Below are 19,408 nucleotides of genomic sequence, written 5' to 3'. Positions count from 1 at the left end.
ACGGACACTCCGTAGGAGACGGTAGCCCACCGTGTCCAGCGCGCGCAGCCCTGCCCGGGCGCGAGACCGCACACACCATGACTCATTGTGGACGGACCGGTCGCCGCCCGTCGAGCCCTTCCCACCTATCGACCGACGTGTTTGCGCTGTCGGATGACCGGATCGAGGTTGGTCATCCCGCTCACACCGGCTCGACCCAGGCGGTCTGGATCAGCTGCTGACCGTCCCGACGGCGGACCAGGGTGCCCCGGCCCGGCGGCTGCGGGCTCGGCCGCAGGGTGCCGAAGACCGCCCCCTCCTCGCGGTTGCCGGACATCAGCAGGCCCGGCGAGTCCAGCTCGCGCAGGCGTTGCAGCACCGGCTCGTAGAGGGCCCGGGCGATGCCACCGACCCGGCGGGTGATGATCAGGTGCAGGCCGATGTCGCGGGCCTGCGGCAGCAGCTCGTGCAGCGCGCTGAGCGGGTTGCTGCCGCCCGAGGCGACCAGGTCGTAGTCGTCGACCAGGATGTAGAGTTCCGGCCCCTTCCACCAGCTGCGGTCGCGCAGTTGCGCGGTGGTGACGTCCGGCCCGGGCAGCCGGTTCTGCAGGGCGCTGCGGATCGACCCGAGGCCCTGGCTGAACACCTGGTTGGACGGCGCGTAGTCGAGCAGGTGGTCGCCCTCGACCGCGCCGAGCAGACCCCGCCGGTAGTCGGCGATCACGATCCGCGCCTGCGCCGGGGTGTACCGCTCGGTGATGCCCCGGGCGATCAGCCGCAGCACGTTGGTCTTGCCGCACTCCGCGTCGCCGAAGACCGTGAGGTGCGGCTCGTTGGCCAGGTCGAGGTGGACGGGCGCGAGCGCCGACTCGTTGACGCCGATCGGCAGGCCGGGGGCCGACCGGTCCGCGACCCGGACCAGCTCGGTGAAGGGCAGCTTGCGCGGCAGCAGCCGCACCTTGGGGGCCGGGGCGCCGGGCCAGGCGTCCGCGACGTGCCGGGCCAGCTTGGCCGACGCCTCGGTCAGGTCCTCGATGTCCCGGCGGTTGTCGATCCGGGAGACCGCGGTGAGGAAGTGCAGCTTGTCCCGGGTGAGACCGCGCCCCGGCGCGCCGGTCGGCACGTTCGCCGCGGCCCGCCGGTCGATCTCCGACTCGTTGGCGTCGCCCAGGCGCAGCTCCAGCTTGGTGCCGAGCAGGTCCCGCATGTTGATCCGGATCTCCGCCCAGCGGACCGCGGTCAGCACCACGTGCACGCCGAAGCCCAGGCCACGGTTGGCCAGGTTGGTGATCGTCTGCTCCAGCTCCTCGTACTCCTGGCGCAGCGTGTTCCAACCGTCCACCACCAGGAAGACGTCGCCGAACGGGTCGTCGGCGAACTCGCCGGCCGCCCGACGCCGGCGGTAGCTGGCGACCGAGTCGATGCCGTGCTGGGCGAAGCGGGTCTCCCGGTCGTCCAGGACCGCCACCACCTCGGCCACCGTGCGGCGCACCGCCTCGGTGTCCCGGCGGCCGGCCACCCCGGCGACGTGCGGCAGCCCGTCCAGGCTGCGCAGCGCCCCACCGCCGAAGTCGAGGCAGAAGAACTGCGCCTCGCGCGGGGTGTGGGTGAGCGCCAGCGAGGCGATCATCGAGCGGAGCAGGGTGCTCTTGCCGCTGAGCGAGGCGCCCACGATGACCACGTTGCCGCCCGCTCCGGCCAACTCCACCATCATCGGGTCGCGCCGCTGCTCGTACGGGCGGTCGACCACCCCGACCGGGACGGTGAGCTGCCCCCGGCCCGGCCAGGTCGCGGTGCAGAGCCCGAAGGTCGAGTGGACGGCCAGCGGCGGCAGCAGCTCGGACAGGCTCGGCGGCTCGGACAGCGGCGGCAGCCACACCTGGTGGGCCGGAGTGCCCCGGCCCTTGAGCCGCTCGATGAGCACGTCCAGCATCGCCACGGCCTTGCCGTCGGCCGGCTTCTCCTCGGCCGGGGCCACCTCGACCGGCGCCTGCGGGACCTGCACCGGCACGAAGTTCACCCCGTACGGCACGATCCGGCGCTGCACCAGCGCCCGGGACGAGCGCTGGCCCTCCCCCGGCGCCCGGTACGGCCCGGACACGTACGCCGCCCGGAACCGCAGCATGGTGCTGGTGTCGGTCTTCAGATAGCCGTGGCCGGGCGCGTTCGGCAGCTCGTACGCGTCGGGCACGCCGAGCACGATCCGGCTCTCCACGGCCGAGAAGGTCCGCAGACCGATCCGGTACGACAGGTGCGTGTCGAGGCCACGCAGCTTGCCCTCCTCCAACCGCTGGGAGGCCAGCAGCAGGTGCACGCCGAGCGACCGGCCCAGCCGACCGATCATCACGAAGAGGTCGATGAAGTCCGGCTTGGCGGCGAGCAGCTCGCTGAACTCGTCGCAGATGATGAGCAGGCTCGGCATCGGGGCGAGCGGCTCACCGGCGGCCCGGGCCTTCTCGTAGTCGAACCGGGAGACGTAGTTGCCGGCATCCCGCAGCACCTCCTGCCGGCGGGTCATCTCACCGGCGAGCGCGTCCCGCATCCGGTCGACCAGCGGCAGCTCGTCGGCCAGGTTGGTGATCACGGCGCTGGTGTGCGGCAACGCCTCCAGCGACGCGAACGTCGCGCCACCCTTGAAGTCGACCAGGACGAAGTTGAGCTCCTCCGACGAGTGGGTCACCGCCAGCGCGCCGACGATCGTGCGCAGCAGCTCGCTCTTGCCGGAGCCGGTCGCGCCGATCACCAGGCCGTGCGGGCCCATGCCCTCGTGCGCGGACTCCTTGAAGTCCAGCTCGACGACGTTGCCGTCCGGCCCGACGCCGAGCGGGATGCGCAGCCGGTCGCGGTGGCTGCGCGGCCGCCAGGTCTGCTGCACGTCGACCGCCGCCGCGTCGCCGACGCCGAGCAGGTCGGGCAGCTCCATGCTGCGGGCCAGCGGCTCGTCCGAGGTGGTCTGCTGCTGGGAGAGCCGGTACGGCGCGATCTGCCGGGCCAGCCCCTCGGCGGCCTCGGCGCTGAGCCGGTCCGGCGTACCGAGCCGCGAGCTGGAGGCGCCCCGGACCAGCTCCAGCGAGCTGCCGTCACCCGCGTCCAGGCAGAGCAGCCAGCGGCCGGCGTCGCGCGGGATGGTGCCGGAGAGGTCGATGGTGGTGGCGCCGAGCAGGCCCGGCCCCATCAGCTGGCAGGTCGCCGACACCTCACCGCCGTCGATCACCACCACCACGTGCGGGGCGCTGGTCAGCGGCTTGGCCTCCGGGGTGAAGCGGGGCCGCCCGGCCAGCTCGGCGGCGAGCGACTCCTCGGCCTCGGCCAGGCTGGCGAAGACCAGCCGGCGGGCGCCCGCGGCGTCGGTCCGCGCGCTGTGGTGGACGTGCGGCAGCCACTTGACCCAGTCCCACACCTGCTGCCGGTCGGGCGCGGCGACCACCGCGAGGATCAGGTCGTCGGGGGCGTGGAAGGTGGCCAACTGGGCCAGCGCCGCCCGGGTCAGGTCCAGCACCGGCTCGCGGTCGCCGCGCAGCACGATCCGGCTGAACGCCCGCAGGGAGAGCGCGGTGGGCAGCTCGGGCACGCTGGAGTGGGCCCGGACGAACCGGCGCAGCGCGATCGCGCTCATCGGCTCCAGGTCCTCCACCGGCTTGGTCTCCGGCGGGACGATCTCCACGGCGAGGCGCTGCGGGCCGGTGGCGATCCGGGCCTCGCCGAAGTCGTCCTCGGTGATCCGCCGCTCCCACATCCGCCGGGACGCGGCGATCGACCAGAGCGCGTCCGGTTCCGGATGCCGCCAGGTCATCGCGGCCCGCTGCTGCTCGGCGGCGCGCCGGGTGCGCTTGCGCATCTGGGCCAGGTAGCGCATGTAGTCGCGCCGCTCCGCGTTCAGCTCGGCCTTGTCGTTGCCGCCGTTGCCGAGCGAGCCGATCGCCATGCCCAACATGGACACGCCGAAGAGGCCACCGGCGACGTACGTCATCATGCCGCCGCCCCGACCGGCGTAGAGGAACGCCATCGCGCCGACCCCACACACCATCGGCAGGATCATCAACAGCTGGCCCATGCCTCGGGGCGTCGGTTCGGGCAGCTCCGGAGGGGACTCCAGCAGCACCTCGCCGCGCGGCAGCGCGGGCCCCGGTTGACGCGGAAGCCGGCGGAACACCACCGTGCTCACGGCTGTCTCCTCCCCAGAAGCGGCCCTGATGCGGTTTCGCGACCGACCTGAGTCGTCGGGTGGGCATCGTACGTGCCCGCCATCGTAGGTAATCTCCCGTGGGCGTCGTGGACCCACGGGGGCGAGGCCGCCGGCCGAGGTGGATCTGAGAGAGCACGAGGAGGCCACAGTGGCGACGAAGTCGGCGACCGGCGGGTTGAGCCGGATCACCATCGTGGCACCCCGGACGAGGATGGATCTGGCACTGCCGTCCGACGTGCCCCTGGCGGACCTGCTCCCCACCCTGCTGCGGTACGCCGGCGAGGACCTCGCCGACGAGGGCGTACGGCACGGTGGCTGGAGCCTGGCCCGGCTCGGCGGGCAGCCGCTCGACGGTGGCCGTACCGCCGCGCAGCTCGGGGTCCGCGACGGCGAGGTGCTCTACTTCAACCCGCGCGCGGCGGCGGCCCCGGAGATCGTCTTCGACGACGTGGTGGACGCGGTCGCGACGGCGACCAACCAGCGCCCGGGCACCTGGCAGGTCGGCACCACCCGCACGTTCTCGGTGCTGCTGGCGGCGGTGACGCTGGGGGTGGGCGCAGTCGTCACGCTGCTCGCCGGGCCGCCGCAGCTGCCCGGCGCGGTGGCCGCCCTGCTGATGGCGGTCGTGCTGGTGGTGGGCGCGGCGGTGCTGTCCCGGGCGGCCGGTGACAGCCGGACCGGCTCGGTGCTCGCCATGGCCGGCCTCGGCTACGCCGCGGTGGGTGGCCTGCTCGTGCTGGCCGGCGACCGGACGCTGACCGAGCTGGCGAGTCCGCACGTGCTGCTGGCCGGTACCGCCGTGGTGCTCTTCGCCGCGGTCGCCGCGCTGGCGGTCGGCGACCGGATGCCGCTGTTCTTCGGGGCCGTCGCGGTCGGCGCGGCGGTGGCCCTCGGTGCGCTGCTCTCGCTGGCCTTCGGCATCGGCGCGGCGGCCGCCGCCGCGATCGTCGCCACCGTCGCGTTCGCTACCCTGCCGGCGCTGCCGATGGCCGCCTACCGGTTGGCCCGGCTGCCCGTGCCGTCCATCCCCACCGGCCCGGACGACCTGAAGACCGACACCGAGACGGTCGACGGTCGCCGGGTGCTGCGGCTCAGCGAGCGCGCCGACGCGTTCCTCACCGGGCTGCTGTGGACGGTGTCGCTGCTCGTGCTGGGCAGCCAGGTGGTGCTGGCCGGCAACGGCCGACTGCCGGCGGTGCTGCTCTGCCTGGTGCTGGCGCTGCTGTCGCTGCTGCGGGCCCGGCCGTTCATCGGGCGCGCCCAGCGCACCCCGGTGCTCGTCACCGGCACCGCCGGGCTGGCGCTGACCGCGGCGGCCACCTTCGCCGGCGGCTCGCTGGTGACCCGGCTCGGGCTGGTCCTCGGCGGCCTGCTGCTGACCGCGGTGGTCAGCCTGATCTACGGCCTGAGCGTGGCGGGCAAGCGGATCTCGCCGGTCTGGGGCCGGACGCTGGACATCGTCGAGATCCTGCTGATCGTCTCGCTGGTGCCGCTGGCCTTCTGGGTGTGCGGGCTCTACGGCTGGATCGTCAATCTCCGACCCTGAACGTGCCGGCCGCGGTGGCGACCGGCGTGGTGGCGTAGACCCCGGGCCCGTGCTGGCCGTCGAGCGGCCGGGCCGGGATGCCGCACCGGCGGGCCATGTCGCGGACCACCTTGACCAGGGCCTCGACGTGGCCGTCCAGGGCGGCGACGCGCAGCAGGGGAGGCACCGGCCGGCCACCCGGCACCACCACCGCGGCCACGGTGTGCGACGGGGCCGAGGTGGAGGTGATCGCGTCCACCAGGGTGCCCAGCGACGCCTCGGGCCGCTTGCGCAGGGTCAGGCAGAGCTGCGTCCAGCCGCCGCCGCGCAGGCCCGTCCAGGTCTCCGCGGGCGCCGCCGGGGCGAGGTCGAGGCCCGCTGCGGAGACCACCGCCGCCCGTAGCTCGTCCCGGCCCAGCACGCGGTGGCTCAGCCCGGCCGCGTTCAGCGCCTTGCCCAACCGCCCGACGCCGGCCGCGACCGTGCGGTGCACGCCGCGCATCCCGCCGCCGCGGGTCACCGTCTCGGTGCGGGCGTCCGGCACCGACAGGCGCAGCGCCACCCAGACCGTCCGGTGGGCGGCCGGTGGCGCGCCCGGCGCCGGGTACCAGACCAGGGTGTGCGAGACGACCTGGGTGAGGGTGACCGGGCCGGCGAAGTCGGTGAGCACCTGGAGGGCACGGTCCACCACGGACGCCTCGATCGAACCGGCCGGCGCGCCGGGCCGCCCGGTCAGCGCCACGGCGGCGAACCAGCCGCGCCCGTCCTGGCCGATGCCGAGCCGGGTACCCCGCTCGGTGAGTTCGATCACGTTGAGTTCGGGGGTGAGCGCCGCCAGCCGGGGGTCGACCACGGCGCCCTGGGCGACCGCCGCCCGGGCCTGCTCGCGGCGGCGCCCCAACCGGCGGCGCAGCAGCAGGTCCTCGTACCACCAGCGGCCGCCGCGCCGGGCGAATGACGCCACCGTCGCGAACAGGGCCAGGCCACCGACCACCCCGACCACCCAGCCGGGCCCGCCCAGCGCGGCCCAGACGGCGAGCGCGCAGAGTTCCAGCACGACGATCTGACCGACGGCGACCGGCCCGATCCGGCCGCGCCCGCGCCGGTCGGCCGGCACCACCGGCCGGTCGGCCGCGGCGTCGGGGGCGGCGGGGGTACGACCGGGTGGCGCCTGGAGCTGCGTCATCGGTGAGCGTCCCTTCTGGACATCATGGGCATCCGGCGGGGCGGTGCGGTGCCGGAGGACGGGCGGGGGTCCCGATGACCCACCCGTGGCCCCTTATCGTAGGGAAGCCCGCGGCGGAGTTCGGACCTGATCGTCGCGGACCCACCCCCGCCGGAGGTCAAACATGCGGACCCGCCGCGATCAGGTGCAGGCGTACCGCTTCGTCACCCGCCGCATCGTCTCCGCGCTGCTCTCCGGCGACCCCGAGACCACCAACCTGCCGATGCGGCGACTGGGCATGGCCGTGATCGGCAGCGTGCTCACCGCCGCGATCGTGCTCGGCGGGGCCGGCGCGTACGGCCAGTTCACCGGGAACACCGCGCCGCTGGAGGCGAACACGCTGGTCATCGAGCGGGAGACCGGCGCGACGTACGTCTTCGCCGACGGGGTGCTGCACCCGACGTTGAACTACGCCTCGGCGCGGCTGATCCTCAACGAGGCCGATCCGCCGACCCGGACGATGTCGCGCGCGTCGATCGAGGACCGGCCCCGGGGTCGTACCGTCGGCATCGTCGGCGCCCCCGACGCGTTGCCGGACCGCAAGTCGCTGGTCGGCCTCCCCTGGTCGGTCTGCGACGTGCCCGACCCCGGCGACTCCCGCCGGTCGACTACCCGGGTGGTGATCGACCGGCCGTTGACCGGCGGCACGCCGCTGGCGGACCGGGCGGTGCTGGTCCGGGGTGACGGGCAGCGCTTCCTGCTCACCGGCGGCTCCCGGCTCCAGATCGTCGGCGGGGACCCGGCGCTGGCCGCGCTGCGGATGGCCAACGCCACCGCGCTCGACGTCGGCGCGCAGCTGCTCAACGCGGTCCCGGCCGGACCGGCGCTGCGGGAGCTGAGCATCGACGGCGACGGCACGCCGAGCAGCCGGTCGGTCGGGGGCCGCCCGGCCCGGATCGGCCAGGTGTTCCGGGCCGCCGGCGAGCACTACGTGCTGACCCGCGACGGCCTGGTCTCCATCGGCGAGGTGAGCGCCCTGCTGCTGCAGAGCGACGGCGGTCAGGTCACCGACATCAGCCCGGACCAGGTGGGCGAGCTGGCCGACCGGCGGGTGGAGCCCGACGGCATGCCGCAGGCGCTGCCCGCGCTGCATCCGGTCCGCCCGGGGCAGACGGTGGTCTGCGCCAGCTACCGGTCCGGTCCGGCCGGCGGTCTGCCGACCACCACCCTGGAGGTCTTCGACCGGACGCCGCCCGAGCTGGCCGGCGCGGACGGCGCGACGGCGGTGCGGCAGGGCTCCCGCGACGCCGTCGAGACGGCCGAGGAGGTGCTGCTGCCGGGCGGCAAGGGCGTGCTGGTCCAGGCCGCCCCGGGCGCCGGCGAGGGCACCGAGGCGGCGGCCGGGGCGACGGTCTACCTGATCAGCCCGCAGGGGGTGCGGTACCCGCTGGGGAAGCGCTCCGGCGACGCGGCCACCGCGCTCGGGTACGGCGGGGTGAAGCCCCTGGTCGTGCCGGCATCGCTGCTCTCGCTGATCCCGACCGGCCCGACCCTGGAGCGGCGGGACGCGCTGTCCTACTTCGCCCCCGGCGACGGCCCCGGCACCCCGTCAGCGCAGCCGAAGGCGGCCACCGGAGCGCCGGCGCAGGGCGGTTGAGGGGTGCCGACGGCCGATCCACGGGTCGCCCCGGCTGGCGCCGGTCGACTAACCTGGGCGTGGCCGACGTATCGACTATGGACAACGGGGATGCTGCCATGACCGGGCGTACGACAGTCGACGTGCTGTCCCTGGAGGACTTTCACCAGCGTTTGGCGGACCGGCTCGCCCAGGCGGAGGCGGCGCTGAAGAAGCTCAACACCGAGCTCCAGTGCACCCCGCCCGCGCTCGGCACGTTCACCGATGCCAGCAGCAACGCCCGCCGCTACAGCGAGATCCAGGCGAGTTATGCCGAGCAGGTCGCCCGGCTGCGCCGCGCCGTCGAGGCGTCCCGGACGGCGACCCACACGATCATGACGAACTACCGCACCACCGAGGCGCGCAACGCGGCGAACGCCGCCGACATCGAGGCCGCGCTCAACGGGGTGGACGAGGCGCTCAAGGAGCGGGGGGACCGTCGTGTCTGAGTACACCCAGCGCTATCAGCATGTCAGCCACCGCGAGCTGTACGACGCGGTGCACGCCGGCGACCCGCAGCAGATCGACAACCTGGCCAGCCAGTGGAGTTCCCTGCGGGACACGCTCGACAACCTCGCCCGGGATCTCGGCGCCGACCTGGACAAGTTGGCCCCGGCCTGGACGGGCGACGCCGCGCGGGAGTTCCACGACCGCCTCTCCCTGGTCGTGCGCTACTCGTCCGACCTGGCCGAGGGCACGGCCGAGGTGCGGCAGGCGCTCTCCCTGATGGCCGGCCAGCTGCGCACCGCCCAGCGCAACGCGGAAAGCCCGGAGGCCACCGACGACCACGACAAGGCGGTGGACGGGGCGACCAAGGGCCTGATCCTCGGCGTGCCAGGCATGATCGTCGGCGGCATCCTGGGCCACCAGCAGGACAAGGCCGAGCAGGAGAAGGCCCACCAGCGGATGGTGCAGGTGGTGGCCGACCTGGCCACGGGCTACGAGGCCGCCTCGTACGGCCGGGTCGTCGACCCGCCGGCCCCGCCGCCGCGACTGCCCGGTGAGGCCGACCGGAACGGCGCCACGACCAAGGCCGGCCCGTCGGTGGGCAGCCCGGCGTCCGCGCCCGGCACCGGGATCGCCGGTCCGGGCGGCAGCGCCACGGTGTCCACCCCCAGCAGCCCGGCGCACGGTCCGACGACCGGTTCCGGCGACACCGGCACGGGCGGCAACGGCACGGGTACGACGACCACGCCGGTCACCGGCGGTGGGCTCGTCGGCACCGGCACCTCGCTCGCGGGCGCCGAACCGCTCACCGGCGGCGCACTCGCCGGGGGCGCCGGCCTGGCCGGCGCGGGAGCGACGGGCGGCGGCTCGGGCATGGCGTTCGGCGCGGCCGCCGGCATCGCGGCCGGCGGGGTGCTCGGCACCGGCGCGCTGGCCTCCTCGGGCCGGCCATCCGCCCCGACGCCGGTCCGGCCGGCCACCGGCGCCACCGGCATGGAGAACCGGTCCGCCGCCGGCACCGGCCGGCTGGCCTCGGGCCAGCTGGGCAGCGCCAACGGCGGCGGCCGGCCCGGCACCAACCGGGCGGCCACGGCCGGCGGCGCCGGCCGCAACGGCGTGATCGGCGGGCGCGGGCAGCACGGCGAGGACGAGAGCGACGAGCGGTTGACCTGGCTCACCGAGGACGAGATGGTGTGGCACGACGGCGCCGACACCACCCCGCCGGTGCTCGGCGGCGACCGCTGACCTGACGCACGACGAGCGGCCCACCCGGGAGTTACCGGGTGGGCCGCTTCTCGTTCCGGGACATCTGGTCGGCAGAAGTCGCCCGGCCCCGCCGTGCTCAGCGGAAGCCAACGCGGCCCCACCGTCCCGACGAGTGGTGAGTCCACGTAGGACGAGTGGTTCGGGTCACGCCGATGAACGCTGTTGGTCCGCTGCACCGGCCCCTGGGTGGCGATAGGTTGGAGAGGTGCTGCCCGTAGCGTCCACCCGCCCCTTTCGGCGGGCGACGCTGCGCGACCTGACCCGGCTGGCGCTGACCGCCCTGGTGCTCGCGGTCGGTCTCGGCGGCGTCCTCGCCCCGACGACCGGCCCGGCCGCCGCCGCGCCGACCCGGCCCGCCGTGTCGGCCGCCCGGGTGGCCGAGTCGCCGGCCACCGCCCGGCCGACCGACGAACAGCCCGCCGACTCCTCCGCCCGGCCGATCCCGGCCCGGCGTGACGCCGCCTCGCCCGACCGGCCGCTCGCGGCGCCGGCGACGACGACGGACCCGGTCCGGGACGCCACCGGCCGGCGCGGCCCGCCCCGGCGCTGAGCCACGCGGCGCCCGCCCGGCGCCGGACCACCGCCGCGCCACCCGCCGCGCCGCGCGGTCCGCCCCGGGTACGCCCGCCGCTCCGCTCGCCCGGCCGCCCGTCCACATCGATCCCCGCCGTGAGGTGCTGGTGATGCAGACCGTCTTCTCCTCCGTCCTGCCCGACGTCCCCGCCGCCGCCGTGATCTGGCTGGTACTGCTCGCCGTCGCGGCCGTCGCCTTCGGCGCGCTGGTCGCCCGTCCGGGTTGGCTGCGCTCCGCCGTCGCCGGCCGGATCCGGCAGGCCGCGCTGCCCAGCACCATGGAGCTGGCCGAGGAGGAACGGGAACGCACCCGGTACGCCGGCGAGGTGGCGGTCGCCGCCGAGCGCGCGTCGGCCACCGCCGGGCGGCGGCGCGCCGAGTGGCTGGCCGCCCAGGACGAGGTCGAGGCGGCCTGGGCGGCGTACGAGGCGGCCGAGGCGGATGTCCGCCGGCTGTCCGCCGCCGCCGCGATGCCACTGCCCGGCACGGTCCGCACCCCGGCCGAGTACGCCGACCGGGAGCGGTACCTGCACCGGGCCGCGCTGGACGCGTACTGGCGCAAGGAGCTCTCGGTGGAGCAGCTCAGCGACGTCTTCGCCCACCGCAACGGCTGGGACCCACGGCGGCACCCGGTCGAGCAGGAGCTGGTGCTGCGCCGCGCCATCCGGGACAACCTGGCCGCCCGGCACCGGGCCGCGTCGGAGCGGGAGCGGGCGGCGTGGCGGGCGGCCGAGCTGACCGTGGCGGCGGCGCGCAGCCTGCGCGAGGAGGCGTTCGCCGCGCTGGACCGCAGGCCGGAGGAGGTCGAGTCGGTGGTGCCGATGCCGGAGACCCGGCGGCCGGCGGCCGAGCCGGCCCGGGAGTCGGCGGGCGTGGCCCGGGGTCGGGCCGCCGTCGCCGCCTACTGACCGCGAGCCGGCTCGGCGGCAGTCAACCGCCGGGTCTCTCACCGCCGCGCTCGTCGGCGGTGGGTGCGGGGTTCGGCTAGCGTGACGGCATGTCCCGCGAGACGTTGGTCCTCGTCGTCATCGGCGGCATCCTGGCGCTGGCGACGTTGGTCGGCGCGGTGCTGCTGGCGATCCGGGTGGTCCGCACCCGCCGGCTGCTCGGCACGCTCGGCGTCGGGGGCAAGGTGGCCTTCTACGGCGCGCTGATCTACACGATCCTCCCGGTGGACGTGCTGCCCGACCCGATCTACCTGGACGACATGGGGATCCTCGCCGGGGCGCTGATCTACCTGACCCGGTTGGCCCACCAGCGCCGGGCGCAGGCCCGCCGGCTGCCCGGCCAGCCGGACACTCCCCCTGGTCAGGACCGGGTACGCCGTCCCGTGCCATGATCGTGCGGGCCGGCCGAGCACCGGGGGAGGAAGGGGACGGACATGGCCGGCGACCATCGGTTGGACCCGCACGACGAGCGGGTCGTCGCGTTCTGCCGGGAGCGGCACCTCGCCACGCTGACCACCCTGCGCGCCGACGGCACCCCGCACGTGGTGCCGGTGGGGGTCACGTTCGACCCGGACGCCGGGCTGGCCCGGGTGATCACCTCCGGCGGCTCCGCCAAGGCCCGGCACGTCGCCGCCGCCGGCCCCGAGGGCACGCCCGTCGCGGTGTGCCACCTCGACGGGCGGTGGTGGCTGACCATCGAGGGCCGGGCGACCCTCCGCACCGACCCGGCGTCGGTGGCCGAGGCCGAGCGCCGGTACGCCGAGCGCTACCGCCAGCCCCGTCCCAACCCCGAACGCGTCGTCATCGAGATCGCCGTCACCCGCCTCCTCGGCAGCCTCCCCCCACCCACCTGACCCCCCCGCCCCCCACCCCCGCCCTCCTCGGTCCGCACTTTCACGGAAGGAGTGGCTGTTCCGCGCTGAATAGCCACTCGTTCCGTGAAAGTGCGCCAGTCTTGGGCGGTGTGAGGTCTCGGCCCGGTTGTCGGGTTTGCGGGTGGGCGGGGGTGAGGGGGCCACGGGGGAGGCGGAATCAGGGGGTGGGGCGGGTCGTTGGATTGTCCGTACGACCGCGCCGGAATGGGTCCGGGCTGGCGGTCGTTGCGTTGCTGGTGAGCGCGGGCCGAGTGAGTCCGCGTCCCCTGATGATCCGAGCGCCTTTCCCGGTGCTTGCGTCCGAGTCTCCACGACCGGGCGGCAAACCCCCCGAATGGAGCTTCGACCATGAAGACGATTTTCCGTAACGGCATGCTCTCCGTCGCCGGCCTGGTCATGACCGGTGGCGCCATCGTCGGCCCCGCCGTGGCCGCGCAGGCCGCGCCGGTCGAGAAGGCGTCCGCGTCCGTCGTGTCCGAGAAGGGCAAGGGCAAGGGCAAGGGCGAGCGCCGCGCCGGCTACGAGTACCAGGCGCAGCCGAACTTCTTCTACTGCGGCCCGGCGTCGACCCGGATGGCGCTGTCGGCCGACGGCAAGGCGGTCAGCCAGGACGAGTTGGCCGAGAAGCTCGGCACCACCGAGAACGGCACGGACTCGGCCATCGACGTCACCCGGGTGCTCAACGAGTACACCGGCGGCCGGTACAAGACCACCGAGATCAGCGACGAGGTCGCGTCCAAGGAGCAGATCGAGCGGCTCCGGGCCGACGTCAAGGCGGCGGTGGACGCCGGTGACCCGGTGGTGGCCAACATCCTCGGCGGTGCGGTCGACGTCGACGGCGTCGAGCACTACTACCCCGGTCACTACCTGACGGTGGTGGAGTACAAGGACGACGGCAACACCGTCAAGATCGCCGACCCGGCCGCGCCGGACGTCCAGGAGTACTGGATGGACGTGGCCGAGCTGGCCAACTGGATCGCGGGCCGCGGCTACAGCTCCTGATCCCGACCTGATCGATTGAGGGCCGGCCTCCCCGACAGGGGAGGCCGGCCCTCGTCGCTGTTCCGCGGCGGCCGAGGCCCGCACCGACAGGCCCCAAGATGCCGGCGCCACAACGGCCATCCCGGCCCGTCCGGCCGGCGGCGGCGACCCGGCCCCGTCGGATCGCGCCGGAGGGGATTCGGTCGGCCACGGACGGGTACCTGCCCCCCATCCGACCGTCCGCAACCGGTAAGGGGCACCAGATGAGCCATCACGAGAAGAGCCACCAGGACGTCGTGGACGTGCTGATCTCCGACCACCGCGAGGTCGAGTCGATCTTCGTCGAGCTGGAGAGCCGCCGGGGCACGCCGGAGCACCGCCGTCAGCTGGCCGACGTGGTGATCGCCGAGCTGGTCCGGCACTCCGTCGCCGAGGAGGCGTACGTCTACCCGACCGCCCGCAAGGCACTGCCGGACGGCAAGCAGGTCGCCGAGCACGAGATCTCCGAGCACGCCGAGGCCGAGCGGACCATGAAGGAGCTGGAGTCCGTCGATCCGTCCGACCCGCGCTTCGACGAGCTGCTCGCCCACCTGACCGGCACGATCCGACACCACATCGAGGACGAGGAGGCCGACCTCTTCCCGCGCCTGCGGGCCGCGGTGGCGCGCGAGGAACTGGTCGAGCTCGCCGGCAAGGTGCAGGCCGCGAAGAAGTCGGCCCCGACCCGCCCGCACCCGGCCGCCCCGGACCACCCGCCGGCGAACAAGCTGCTCGCCCCCGGCGCCGGCCTGGTGGACCGGATGCGCGACGCGCTCAGCGGCCGCCCGACCTCGATGGCGGAGCTGCGCGAGAAGCAGCATTGACACCGATCGTCTCGCGACGGCCACGCCCGACGGGCCTGGCCGTCGCGTCGTTCAGGGGACGGCCGTCGGCGGGCGGGGATCGAGCGGGCGTTCGAAGAACGTCTCCAGCACGACGATGGTCCGGGTGCCGGTGACCCCCTCGACGCCGAACAGCCGGCGGAGGCTGGCCTGGAGCTGTTCCGGGGTGCCCACGCGGATCTTCACGAGCACGGAGGCGGGGCCGGCCACCACGTGCGCCTCCTCCACCTCGGGCAGGGCGGCCAGGGCCTCGTGGGTGGGCGAGTCCCCCATCCAGGCGTTCGCCTCGACCATCACGAAGGCCAGCACGCCCCGCCCCACCGCCGCCGGATCGACGTCCACCGTCGTACGCCGGATGACCCCCTGCTCCCGCAGCTTGCGGACCCGCTCGTGCGCCGCGCCGGTGGAGAGCCCGACCGTCGCGGCGAGCGCGGCGTACGACTGGGTGGCGTCCCGTTGCAGGGCCGCCAGCAACTCGCGGTCGGTGTCGTCCACCGAGCCTCCTCGAATCCTATCCGGCCGAATCATGGACTGACCGACTGTGGTTCGGTCATGTTAGCGTCATGCCGAACACGATCACAGGGGGTGGCAGACGGTGGACAGGTTCAGGACCCGGTTCGAGGTGTGCGACGAGCGGTTCCGGCGGGTCAACGGCGACGAGTGGGTCGAGTGCCTGTGGACCGGCGGGCGGTGGCTGGAGGGGCCGGCCTGGTTCCCCGCCGGGCGGTACCTGCTCTTCAGCGACATCCCTAACGACCGGGTGCTGCGCTGGGACGAGACCACCGGCGCGGTGGGCGTGTTCCGGCACAGCGCCGGGTACGCCAACGGGCACACCGTCGACCGGCGCGGCCGGCTGCTCAGCTGCGAGCAGGGCAACCGCCGGGTCACCCGCACCGAGCCGGACGGCTCCGACACCGTGCTGGCCGACCGGTGGCGCGGCAAGCGGCTGAACAGCCCGAACGACGTGGTCGAGCGCTCCGACGGGTCGATCTGGTTCACCGACCCGAGCTACGGCATCGACAGCGACTACGAGGGCAACCGGGGCGAGTCGGAGATCGGCGGCAACCACGTCTACCGCGTCGACCCGGACAGCGGCGAGGTGCGGCTGGTCGCCGACGACTTCGGGCAACCCAACGGCCTGGCCTTCAGCGCCGACGAGTCCACCCTGTACGTGGTCGACACCCGACACAAGCACCTGCGCCGCTTCGCCGTCCGCGACGACGGCACGCTCGCCGGGGGCGAGGTCTTCGCCACCTGTGACGCCGGCTCCTTCGACGGCGTACGCCTGGACGAGGCCGGCCGGGTCTGGGTGGCCGCGCACGACGGCCTGCACTGCTTCGACCCGGACGGCACCCTCCTCGGCAAGCTGCACATGCCGGAGGTGGTCGCCAACTTCACCTTCGCCGGCCCGAAGCGCAACCACCTCTACCTCTGCGCCTCCAGCTCGCTCTACACGCTGCGGGTCAACATCAGCGGCGTCCGCTACCCGGGCTGGTGACCGGTCGGCGTCCGGGTGGTCGATGCCGCCGGCCACCCGGGCGCGCCGCGCTCACGGCTCCGGCGCGATCCGGCTCCCCTCGGCGTCGGACACGATGATGGCCTCCATCGGGCACGACTCGGCGGCGTCCAGCACCTCATCCGCCGGGGCGATCCGCTCGGCCAGCGGGCGGGAGAGCCCGTCCACCAGCACGAAGTGGGCGGGCGCGGCTCCCGCGCAGATCCCCGATCCGATGCACCGGGTCGGGTCGACGAAGACCCGCCAGCGCGCGGCGTCGCCCGCCGCGCTCCCGGCGCTCACCGGCGCCACCGACCGGTCACCACCGCCGGACCCCGCACCGGGCTCACCAGGACACCGGCATCGCGGTCAGACCCCGGACCAGCAGGCCGCTCTTCCACGTCAGCTCCGACTCCGGCACCGCGAGCCGCAGACCGGGGGTACGCCGCAGCAGGGTCTCCAGCACCACCTGGAGTTCCATCCGCGCCAGTTGCGCGCCGACGCAGTGGTGCACGCCGTGGCCGAACCCGACGTGCGGATTGACCTCCCGGCCCAGGTCCAGCCGGTCAGGGTCGGCGAAGACCCGCTCGTCCCGGTTGGCCGAGTGGATCGACACGACCACCGGCTCGCCGGCCCGGACCAGCTCGCCGCCGAGTTCGACGTCCTCGAGGGCGTACCGGGGGAAGGCGGCGGTCGCGCCGAGCGGGATGAAGCGCATCAGCTCCTCGACCGCCGTCGGCACCAGGGCCGGGTCGGCCCGTAGCCGCTCCCAGCCGTCCGGCTCGGTCAGCAGGACGTACACCATGTTGGGGATCTGGGTCACGGTGGTCTCGTGGCCGGCGGCGAGCAGGCCGGCGGCCAGCCGGACGACCTCCTCCTCGCTGAGCCGGTCGGCGTGCTCGTCCCGGGCCCGGACCATCGCGCCGATCAGGTCGTCCGTCGGCTCGGCGCGCCGCTGGGCGATCAGCCCGGCCATGTACCCCAGCAGCTGCTCGACGTAGCTCTCGGCCACCTCGGGCGGCAGCGAGGTGGTCGACACGACCGCCTCCGACCAGGTGTGGAAGCGGTCCTGGTCGGTGACCGGCACCCCGAGCAGGTCGCAGATCACCCGGATCGGCAGCGGGGTGGCCAGGTCGGCGACGAGGTCGGCCGGCGGCCCGGCGGCGACCATGACCTCGACCAGTTCCCCGGCGACCGACCGGGTACGCGGGCGCAGCTCCTCCACCCGGCGGGCGGTGAACGCCTTCGCCACCAGCCGGCGCAGCCGGGTGTGCTCCGGCGGGTCCATCTGGAGGATGCCCGTGTCGGTCTGTCGTGGACTGTTCCGGGGCTCGTCACGGCCCACCGAGGCGGCTCGGCTGAACCGGGGGTCACCGAGCACGACCCGGACGTCGGCGTGCCGGGTGGCCAGCCAGGCGGGCTCGCCGAACGGCATCCGGATCCGGGTCAACGGCTGCTCCTGACGCAGCCGGGCGTAGCGGGGGTCGATGTCGAGCCGGTGGGGGTCGCTGAACGGGTAGGGCTGCGGGATGGTCGGCTGGGCAGTCTCGGTCACCGGGGGTGGCTCCCTCTGGGTCCGCGGCCCGCCGTGCCGGGCGGGGCCGTCGCTCCGCACGACTCCACAGTGAGTCATGCCACGACTGCGGATCGTAGCGAGCCCGGTCGATGCTGACCAGAGCGTGCCCGTCCCCGGACACGCCGCTGCCGGACCACCCGAGGGCGGTCCGGCAGCGGAAGCGCGAGGTCAGCGGCCCTGGTCGCCCTCACCCGTGCGCGCCTGCGCCATGTCGACGGCCTTGTCGGTCTGCTCGTCGTACTTGCCGCCGGTGCGCTGGTCGGCGGCTTCGCCGGCCTTGTCCAGGCCCTGGTCGACCTGCTTGTCGTGCTTGTCGGCCATGTCCTTGGCCTTGTCCATGAAGTCACTCACCACGGTCCTCCTCGCTCGGTACCTGCTGCGTTCCCTCCGGTCCCGGCCGCAAACACCCCGGCCCCTGTCGTACGCCCACGTCTCGGCGGCAGTGGCGCAGGCGAGCGTCCCTCGGCGGCCATGCCCGGCGGCGCCTGCCCGGCCGCGCGGCCGGGACTGTCCAGAGCGGAACCACCTGCCCGGGACGGCGTTGATCCACCGACGGGTGTCGGAGCAGGGCCGTACGGGTATCGATCCCGCCGAGACCGAGGAGGATCGACGTGGACGAGGACGGTGCCGGGCGTACGCCCGAGGTGACGGCGGCAGGCGCCCGGCCGGCGCCACGGCAGGCCTGGGCGGCGCTGCCCTGGCTGGTCCGCACGGCGGTGGTGTGGAGCGCCTGCCTGGTGGTCGTGGTGTTCGCGCTCTACCTGCTGGGTCGGGTGGCGGTGCTGCTGGCGCCGCTGGCGATCGCCGTGGCGGTCACGCTCTTCCTCACCGCGCTGCTCGATCCGGTGCTGCTGCGCCTGCGCCGGCTGCGAGTCCCGCCCGCGCTGGCGGCGCTGCTGTCGCTCCTGCTGCTGCTGGGCATCCTGGTCGGGGTCGGCGTGCTGGTGTGGAACCTGACCGCCGCCCAGTTCAGCGAGCTGAGCAAGGAACTCGGCGAGGGCGTCCAGCGCAGCCGGGACTTCGTCACCTCCACCCTGCCGGTCAGCGACGCGCAGCTGGACAAGCTGATCCAGCAGGTGCGCTCCGGCATGGGCGGGGGCTTCGACCTGGTGGGCGGGGCCCGGACGGCAGCCGAGGTCGTCGGTTCCGCCCTGCTCGCCCTGGTGCTGCTCTTCTTCCTGCTCAAGGACGGCCGAACGATGTGGCAGTGGGTGCTGCGCCGGACGACTGGCCCGAACCGCGAGCTGACCGCCGAGGCCGGCCGGGCCGGCTGGCAGACCCTTGGCGCGTACAGCCGGGGGACGATGATCATCGCGGCGATCGACGCGATCGGCATCGGGCTGTCCCTGGTGCTGCTGCGGGTGCCGCTCGCCCTGCCGCTGGCGCTGATCACCTTCCTCGGCGGCTTCGTGCCGATCATCGGCGCCACGGTCGCCGGTACGGTCGCCGTCCTGGTGGCGCTCGCCGCCAAGGGCCCGACGACGGCGCTGCTGGTGCTGCTCGCGGTGATCGCCGTGCAGCAGATCGAGGGCAACCTGCTGGAACCGCTGATCATGAAGCGGCAGGTGCAGCTGCACCCGGCGGTGATCCTGGTGGTGGTCACCGCGGGCACGCTGATCGCCGGGGTCGCCGGCGCCTTCGTCTCGGTGCCGATCGCCGCCGTCGCCTACCGGGTGATCGACACCGTCCAGCGCCACCGCGAACGGATCGCCACCACCCGCCCCTCCCCACCCCCCACCCACGCCTGACCCGCCCACCCCGCCCGACCTCGGCCCGGCACAGGCACACGCGGCACGGCCACGGCACGGAAACACGGGCAGGGCACGCGCACAGACAC

At 74.4% G+C, this 19,408-nt stretch carries 18 protein-coding genes; 12 read left to right on the top strand and 6 right to left on the bottom strand.

The window, feature by feature from the left end; all coding sequences use genetic code 11:
- Nucleotides 1-181: 181 nt before the first annotated feature.
- Nucleotides 182-4,144: a type VII secretion protein EccCa gene (eccCa, locus tag ACTMS9_RS02915; RefSeq protein WP_441164053.1), complete on the bottom strand. Its 3,963-nt coding sequence runs from the start codon at nt 4,142-4,144 to the stop codon at nt 182-184.
- A gap of 169 nt (nt 4,145-4,313) precedes the next feature.
- On the opposite strand from eccCa, the gene eccD reads away from it, so the two are divergent.
- Entirely contained in the window at nt 4,314-5,711 is a 1,398-nt protein-coding gene (eccD, locus tag ACTMS9_RS02910) for a type VII secretion integral membrane protein EccD (RefSeq protein ID WP_357617576.1), read from the top strand.
- Here eccD and ACTMS9_RS02905 read toward each other — a convergent pair.
- Nucleotides 5,695-6,876 carry a type VII secretion protein EccE gene (locus ACTMS9_RS02905; RefSeq protein ID WP_441164052.1) on the bottom strand — a complete coding sequence of 394 codons (1,182 nt, stop codon included), beginning with the start codon at nt 6,874-6,876 and terminating at the stop codon, nt 5,695-5,697. The two genes, eccD and ACTMS9_RS02905, sit on opposite strands and share 17 nt — an antisense overlap.
- Nucleotides 6,877-7,039: 163 nt before the next feature.
- Here ACTMS9_RS02905 and eccB point away from each other — a divergent pair, with 163 nt between their 5' ends.
- The 9 genes from eccB to ACTMS9_RS02860 all read left to right on the top strand — a co-directional run bounded on the left by eccB (nt 7,040) and on the right by ACTMS9_RS02860 (nt 14,482).
- Nucleotides 7,040-8,512 carry a type VII secretion protein EccB gene (gene eccB, locus ACTMS9_RS02900; protein WP_441149023.1) on the top strand — a complete coding sequence of 491 codons (1,473 nt, stop codon included), beginning with the start codon at nt 7,040-7,042 and terminating at the stop codon, nt 8,510-8,512.
- Nucleotides 8,513-8,610: 98 nt separating this feature from the next.
- A complete protein-coding gene (locus ACTMS9_RS02895; protein WP_210774881.1) occupies nt 8,611-8,979 on the top strand; it encodes a hypothetical protein in 369 nt (122 codons plus the stop codon).
- The gene (locus ACTMS9_RS02890; protein ID WP_441164051.1) at nt 8,972-10,222 is read left to right on the top strand and encodes a WXG100 family type VII secretion target; all 1,251 of its coding nucleotides are present in this window, start codon (nt 8,972-8,974) and stop codon (nt 10,220-10,222) included. The genes ACTMS9_RS02895 and ACTMS9_RS02890 overlap by 8 nt, the downstream gene beginning before the upstream one ends.
- Before the next feature lie 226 nt (nt 10,223-10,448).
- Nucleotides 10,449-10,793 (top strand): hypothetical protein, encoded by a 345-nt coding sequence (locus tag ACTMS9_RS02885; protein WP_441149021.1) that lies wholly within the window; start codon nt 10,449-10,451, stop codon nt 10,791-10,793.
- 133 nt (nt 10,794-10,926) lie between these two features.
- Complete coding sequence (locus ACTMS9_RS02880) at nt 10,927-11,724, top strand: hypothetical protein (RefSeq protein WP_441164050.1); 798 nt, start codon at nt 10,927-10,929, stop codon at nt 11,722-11,724.
- Between the two features lie 89 nt (nt 11,725-11,813).
- Nucleotides 11,814-12,155 (top strand): YkvA family protein, encoded by a 342-nt coding sequence (locus ACTMS9_RS02875; protein WP_154940009.1) that lies wholly within the window; start codon nt 11,814-11,816, stop codon nt 12,153-12,155.
- Nucleotides 12,156-12,197: 42 nt separating this feature from the next.
- On the top strand, nt 12,198-12,617 hold the full coding sequence (locus ACTMS9_RS02870) for a pyridoxamine 5'-phosphate oxidase family protein (RefSeq protein WP_154940011.1): 420 nt from the start codon (nt 12,198-12,200) through the stop codon (nt 12,615-12,617).
- A gap of 369 nt (nt 12,618-12,986) precedes the next feature.
- Nucleotides 12,987-13,640, top strand: coding sequence for a C39 family peptidase (locus ACTMS9_RS02865; protein ID WP_441149019.1), 654 nt, complete (start codon nt 12,987-12,989; stop codon nt 13,638-13,640).
- Between the two features lie 242 nt (nt 13,641-13,882).
- Nucleotides 13,883-14,482, top strand: coding sequence for a hemerythrin domain-containing protein (locus ACTMS9_RS02860; protein WP_441164049.1), 600 nt, complete (start codon nt 13,883-13,885; stop codon nt 14,480-14,482).
- 51 nt (nt 14,483-14,533) lie between these two features.
- Here ACTMS9_RS02860 and ACTMS9_RS02855 read toward each other — a convergent pair whose 3' ends face one another.
- A complete protein-coding gene (locus ACTMS9_RS02855) occupies nt 14,534-14,995 on the bottom strand; it encodes an Lrp/AsnC family transcriptional regulator (protein WP_441149017.1) in 462 nt (153 codons plus the stop codon).
- 100 nt (nt 14,996-15,095) lie between these two features.
- Between ACTMS9_RS02855 and ACTMS9_RS02850 the strand changes: the two genes are divergently transcribed.
- A complete protein-coding gene (locus tag ACTMS9_RS02850) occupies nt 15,096-15,998 on the top strand; it encodes an SMP-30/gluconolactonase/LRE family protein (protein WP_441149016.1) in 903 nt (300 codons plus the stop codon).
- A 51-nt stretch (nt 15,999-16,049) separates the two neighbouring features.
- Here the strand turns inward: ACTMS9_RS02850 and ACTMS9_RS02845 are convergent, their stop codons facing one another.
- The 3 genes from ACTMS9_RS02845 to ACTMS9_RS02835 all read right to left on the bottom strand — a co-directional run bounded on the left by ACTMS9_RS02845 (nt 16,050) and on the right by ACTMS9_RS02835 (nt 17,922).
- Complete coding sequence (locus ACTMS9_RS02845) at nt 16,050-16,298, bottom strand: ferredoxin (RefSeq protein ID WP_441149015.1); 249 nt, start codon at nt 16,296-16,298, stop codon at nt 16,050-16,052.
- Between the two features lie 43 nt (nt 16,299-16,341).
- Entirely contained in the window at nt 16,342-17,550 is a 1,209-nt protein-coding gene (locus ACTMS9_RS02840) for a cytochrome P450 (protein WP_441164048.1), read from the bottom strand.
- 189 nt (nt 17,551-17,739) lie between these two features.
- Nucleotides 17,740-17,922 carry an antitoxin gene (locus tag ACTMS9_RS02835; RefSeq protein ID WP_210777169.1) on the bottom strand — a complete coding sequence of 61 codons (183 nt, stop codon included), beginning with the start codon at nt 17,920-17,922 and terminating at the stop codon, nt 17,740-17,742.
- A gap of 260 nt (nt 17,923-18,182) precedes the next feature.
- On the opposite strand from ACTMS9_RS02835, the gene ACTMS9_RS02830 reads away from it, so the two are divergent.
- Nucleotides 18,183-19,319 (top strand): AI-2E family transporter, encoded by a 1,137-nt coding sequence (locus tag ACTMS9_RS02830; RefSeq protein WP_441164047.1) that lies wholly within the window; start codon nt 18,183-18,185, stop codon nt 19,317-19,319.
- Nucleotides 19,320-19,408 lie beyond the last annotated feature (89 nt).

This window comes from Micromonospora sp. L31 (genome assembly GCF_052068075.1).
In the GTDB taxonomy this organism is placed as follows: domain Bacteria; phylum Actinomycetota; class Actinomycetes; order Mycobacteriales; family Micromonosporaceae; genus Micromonospora; species Micromonospora purpureochromogenes.
This window is presented reverse-complemented; position numbering and strand designations above follow the sequence as displayed.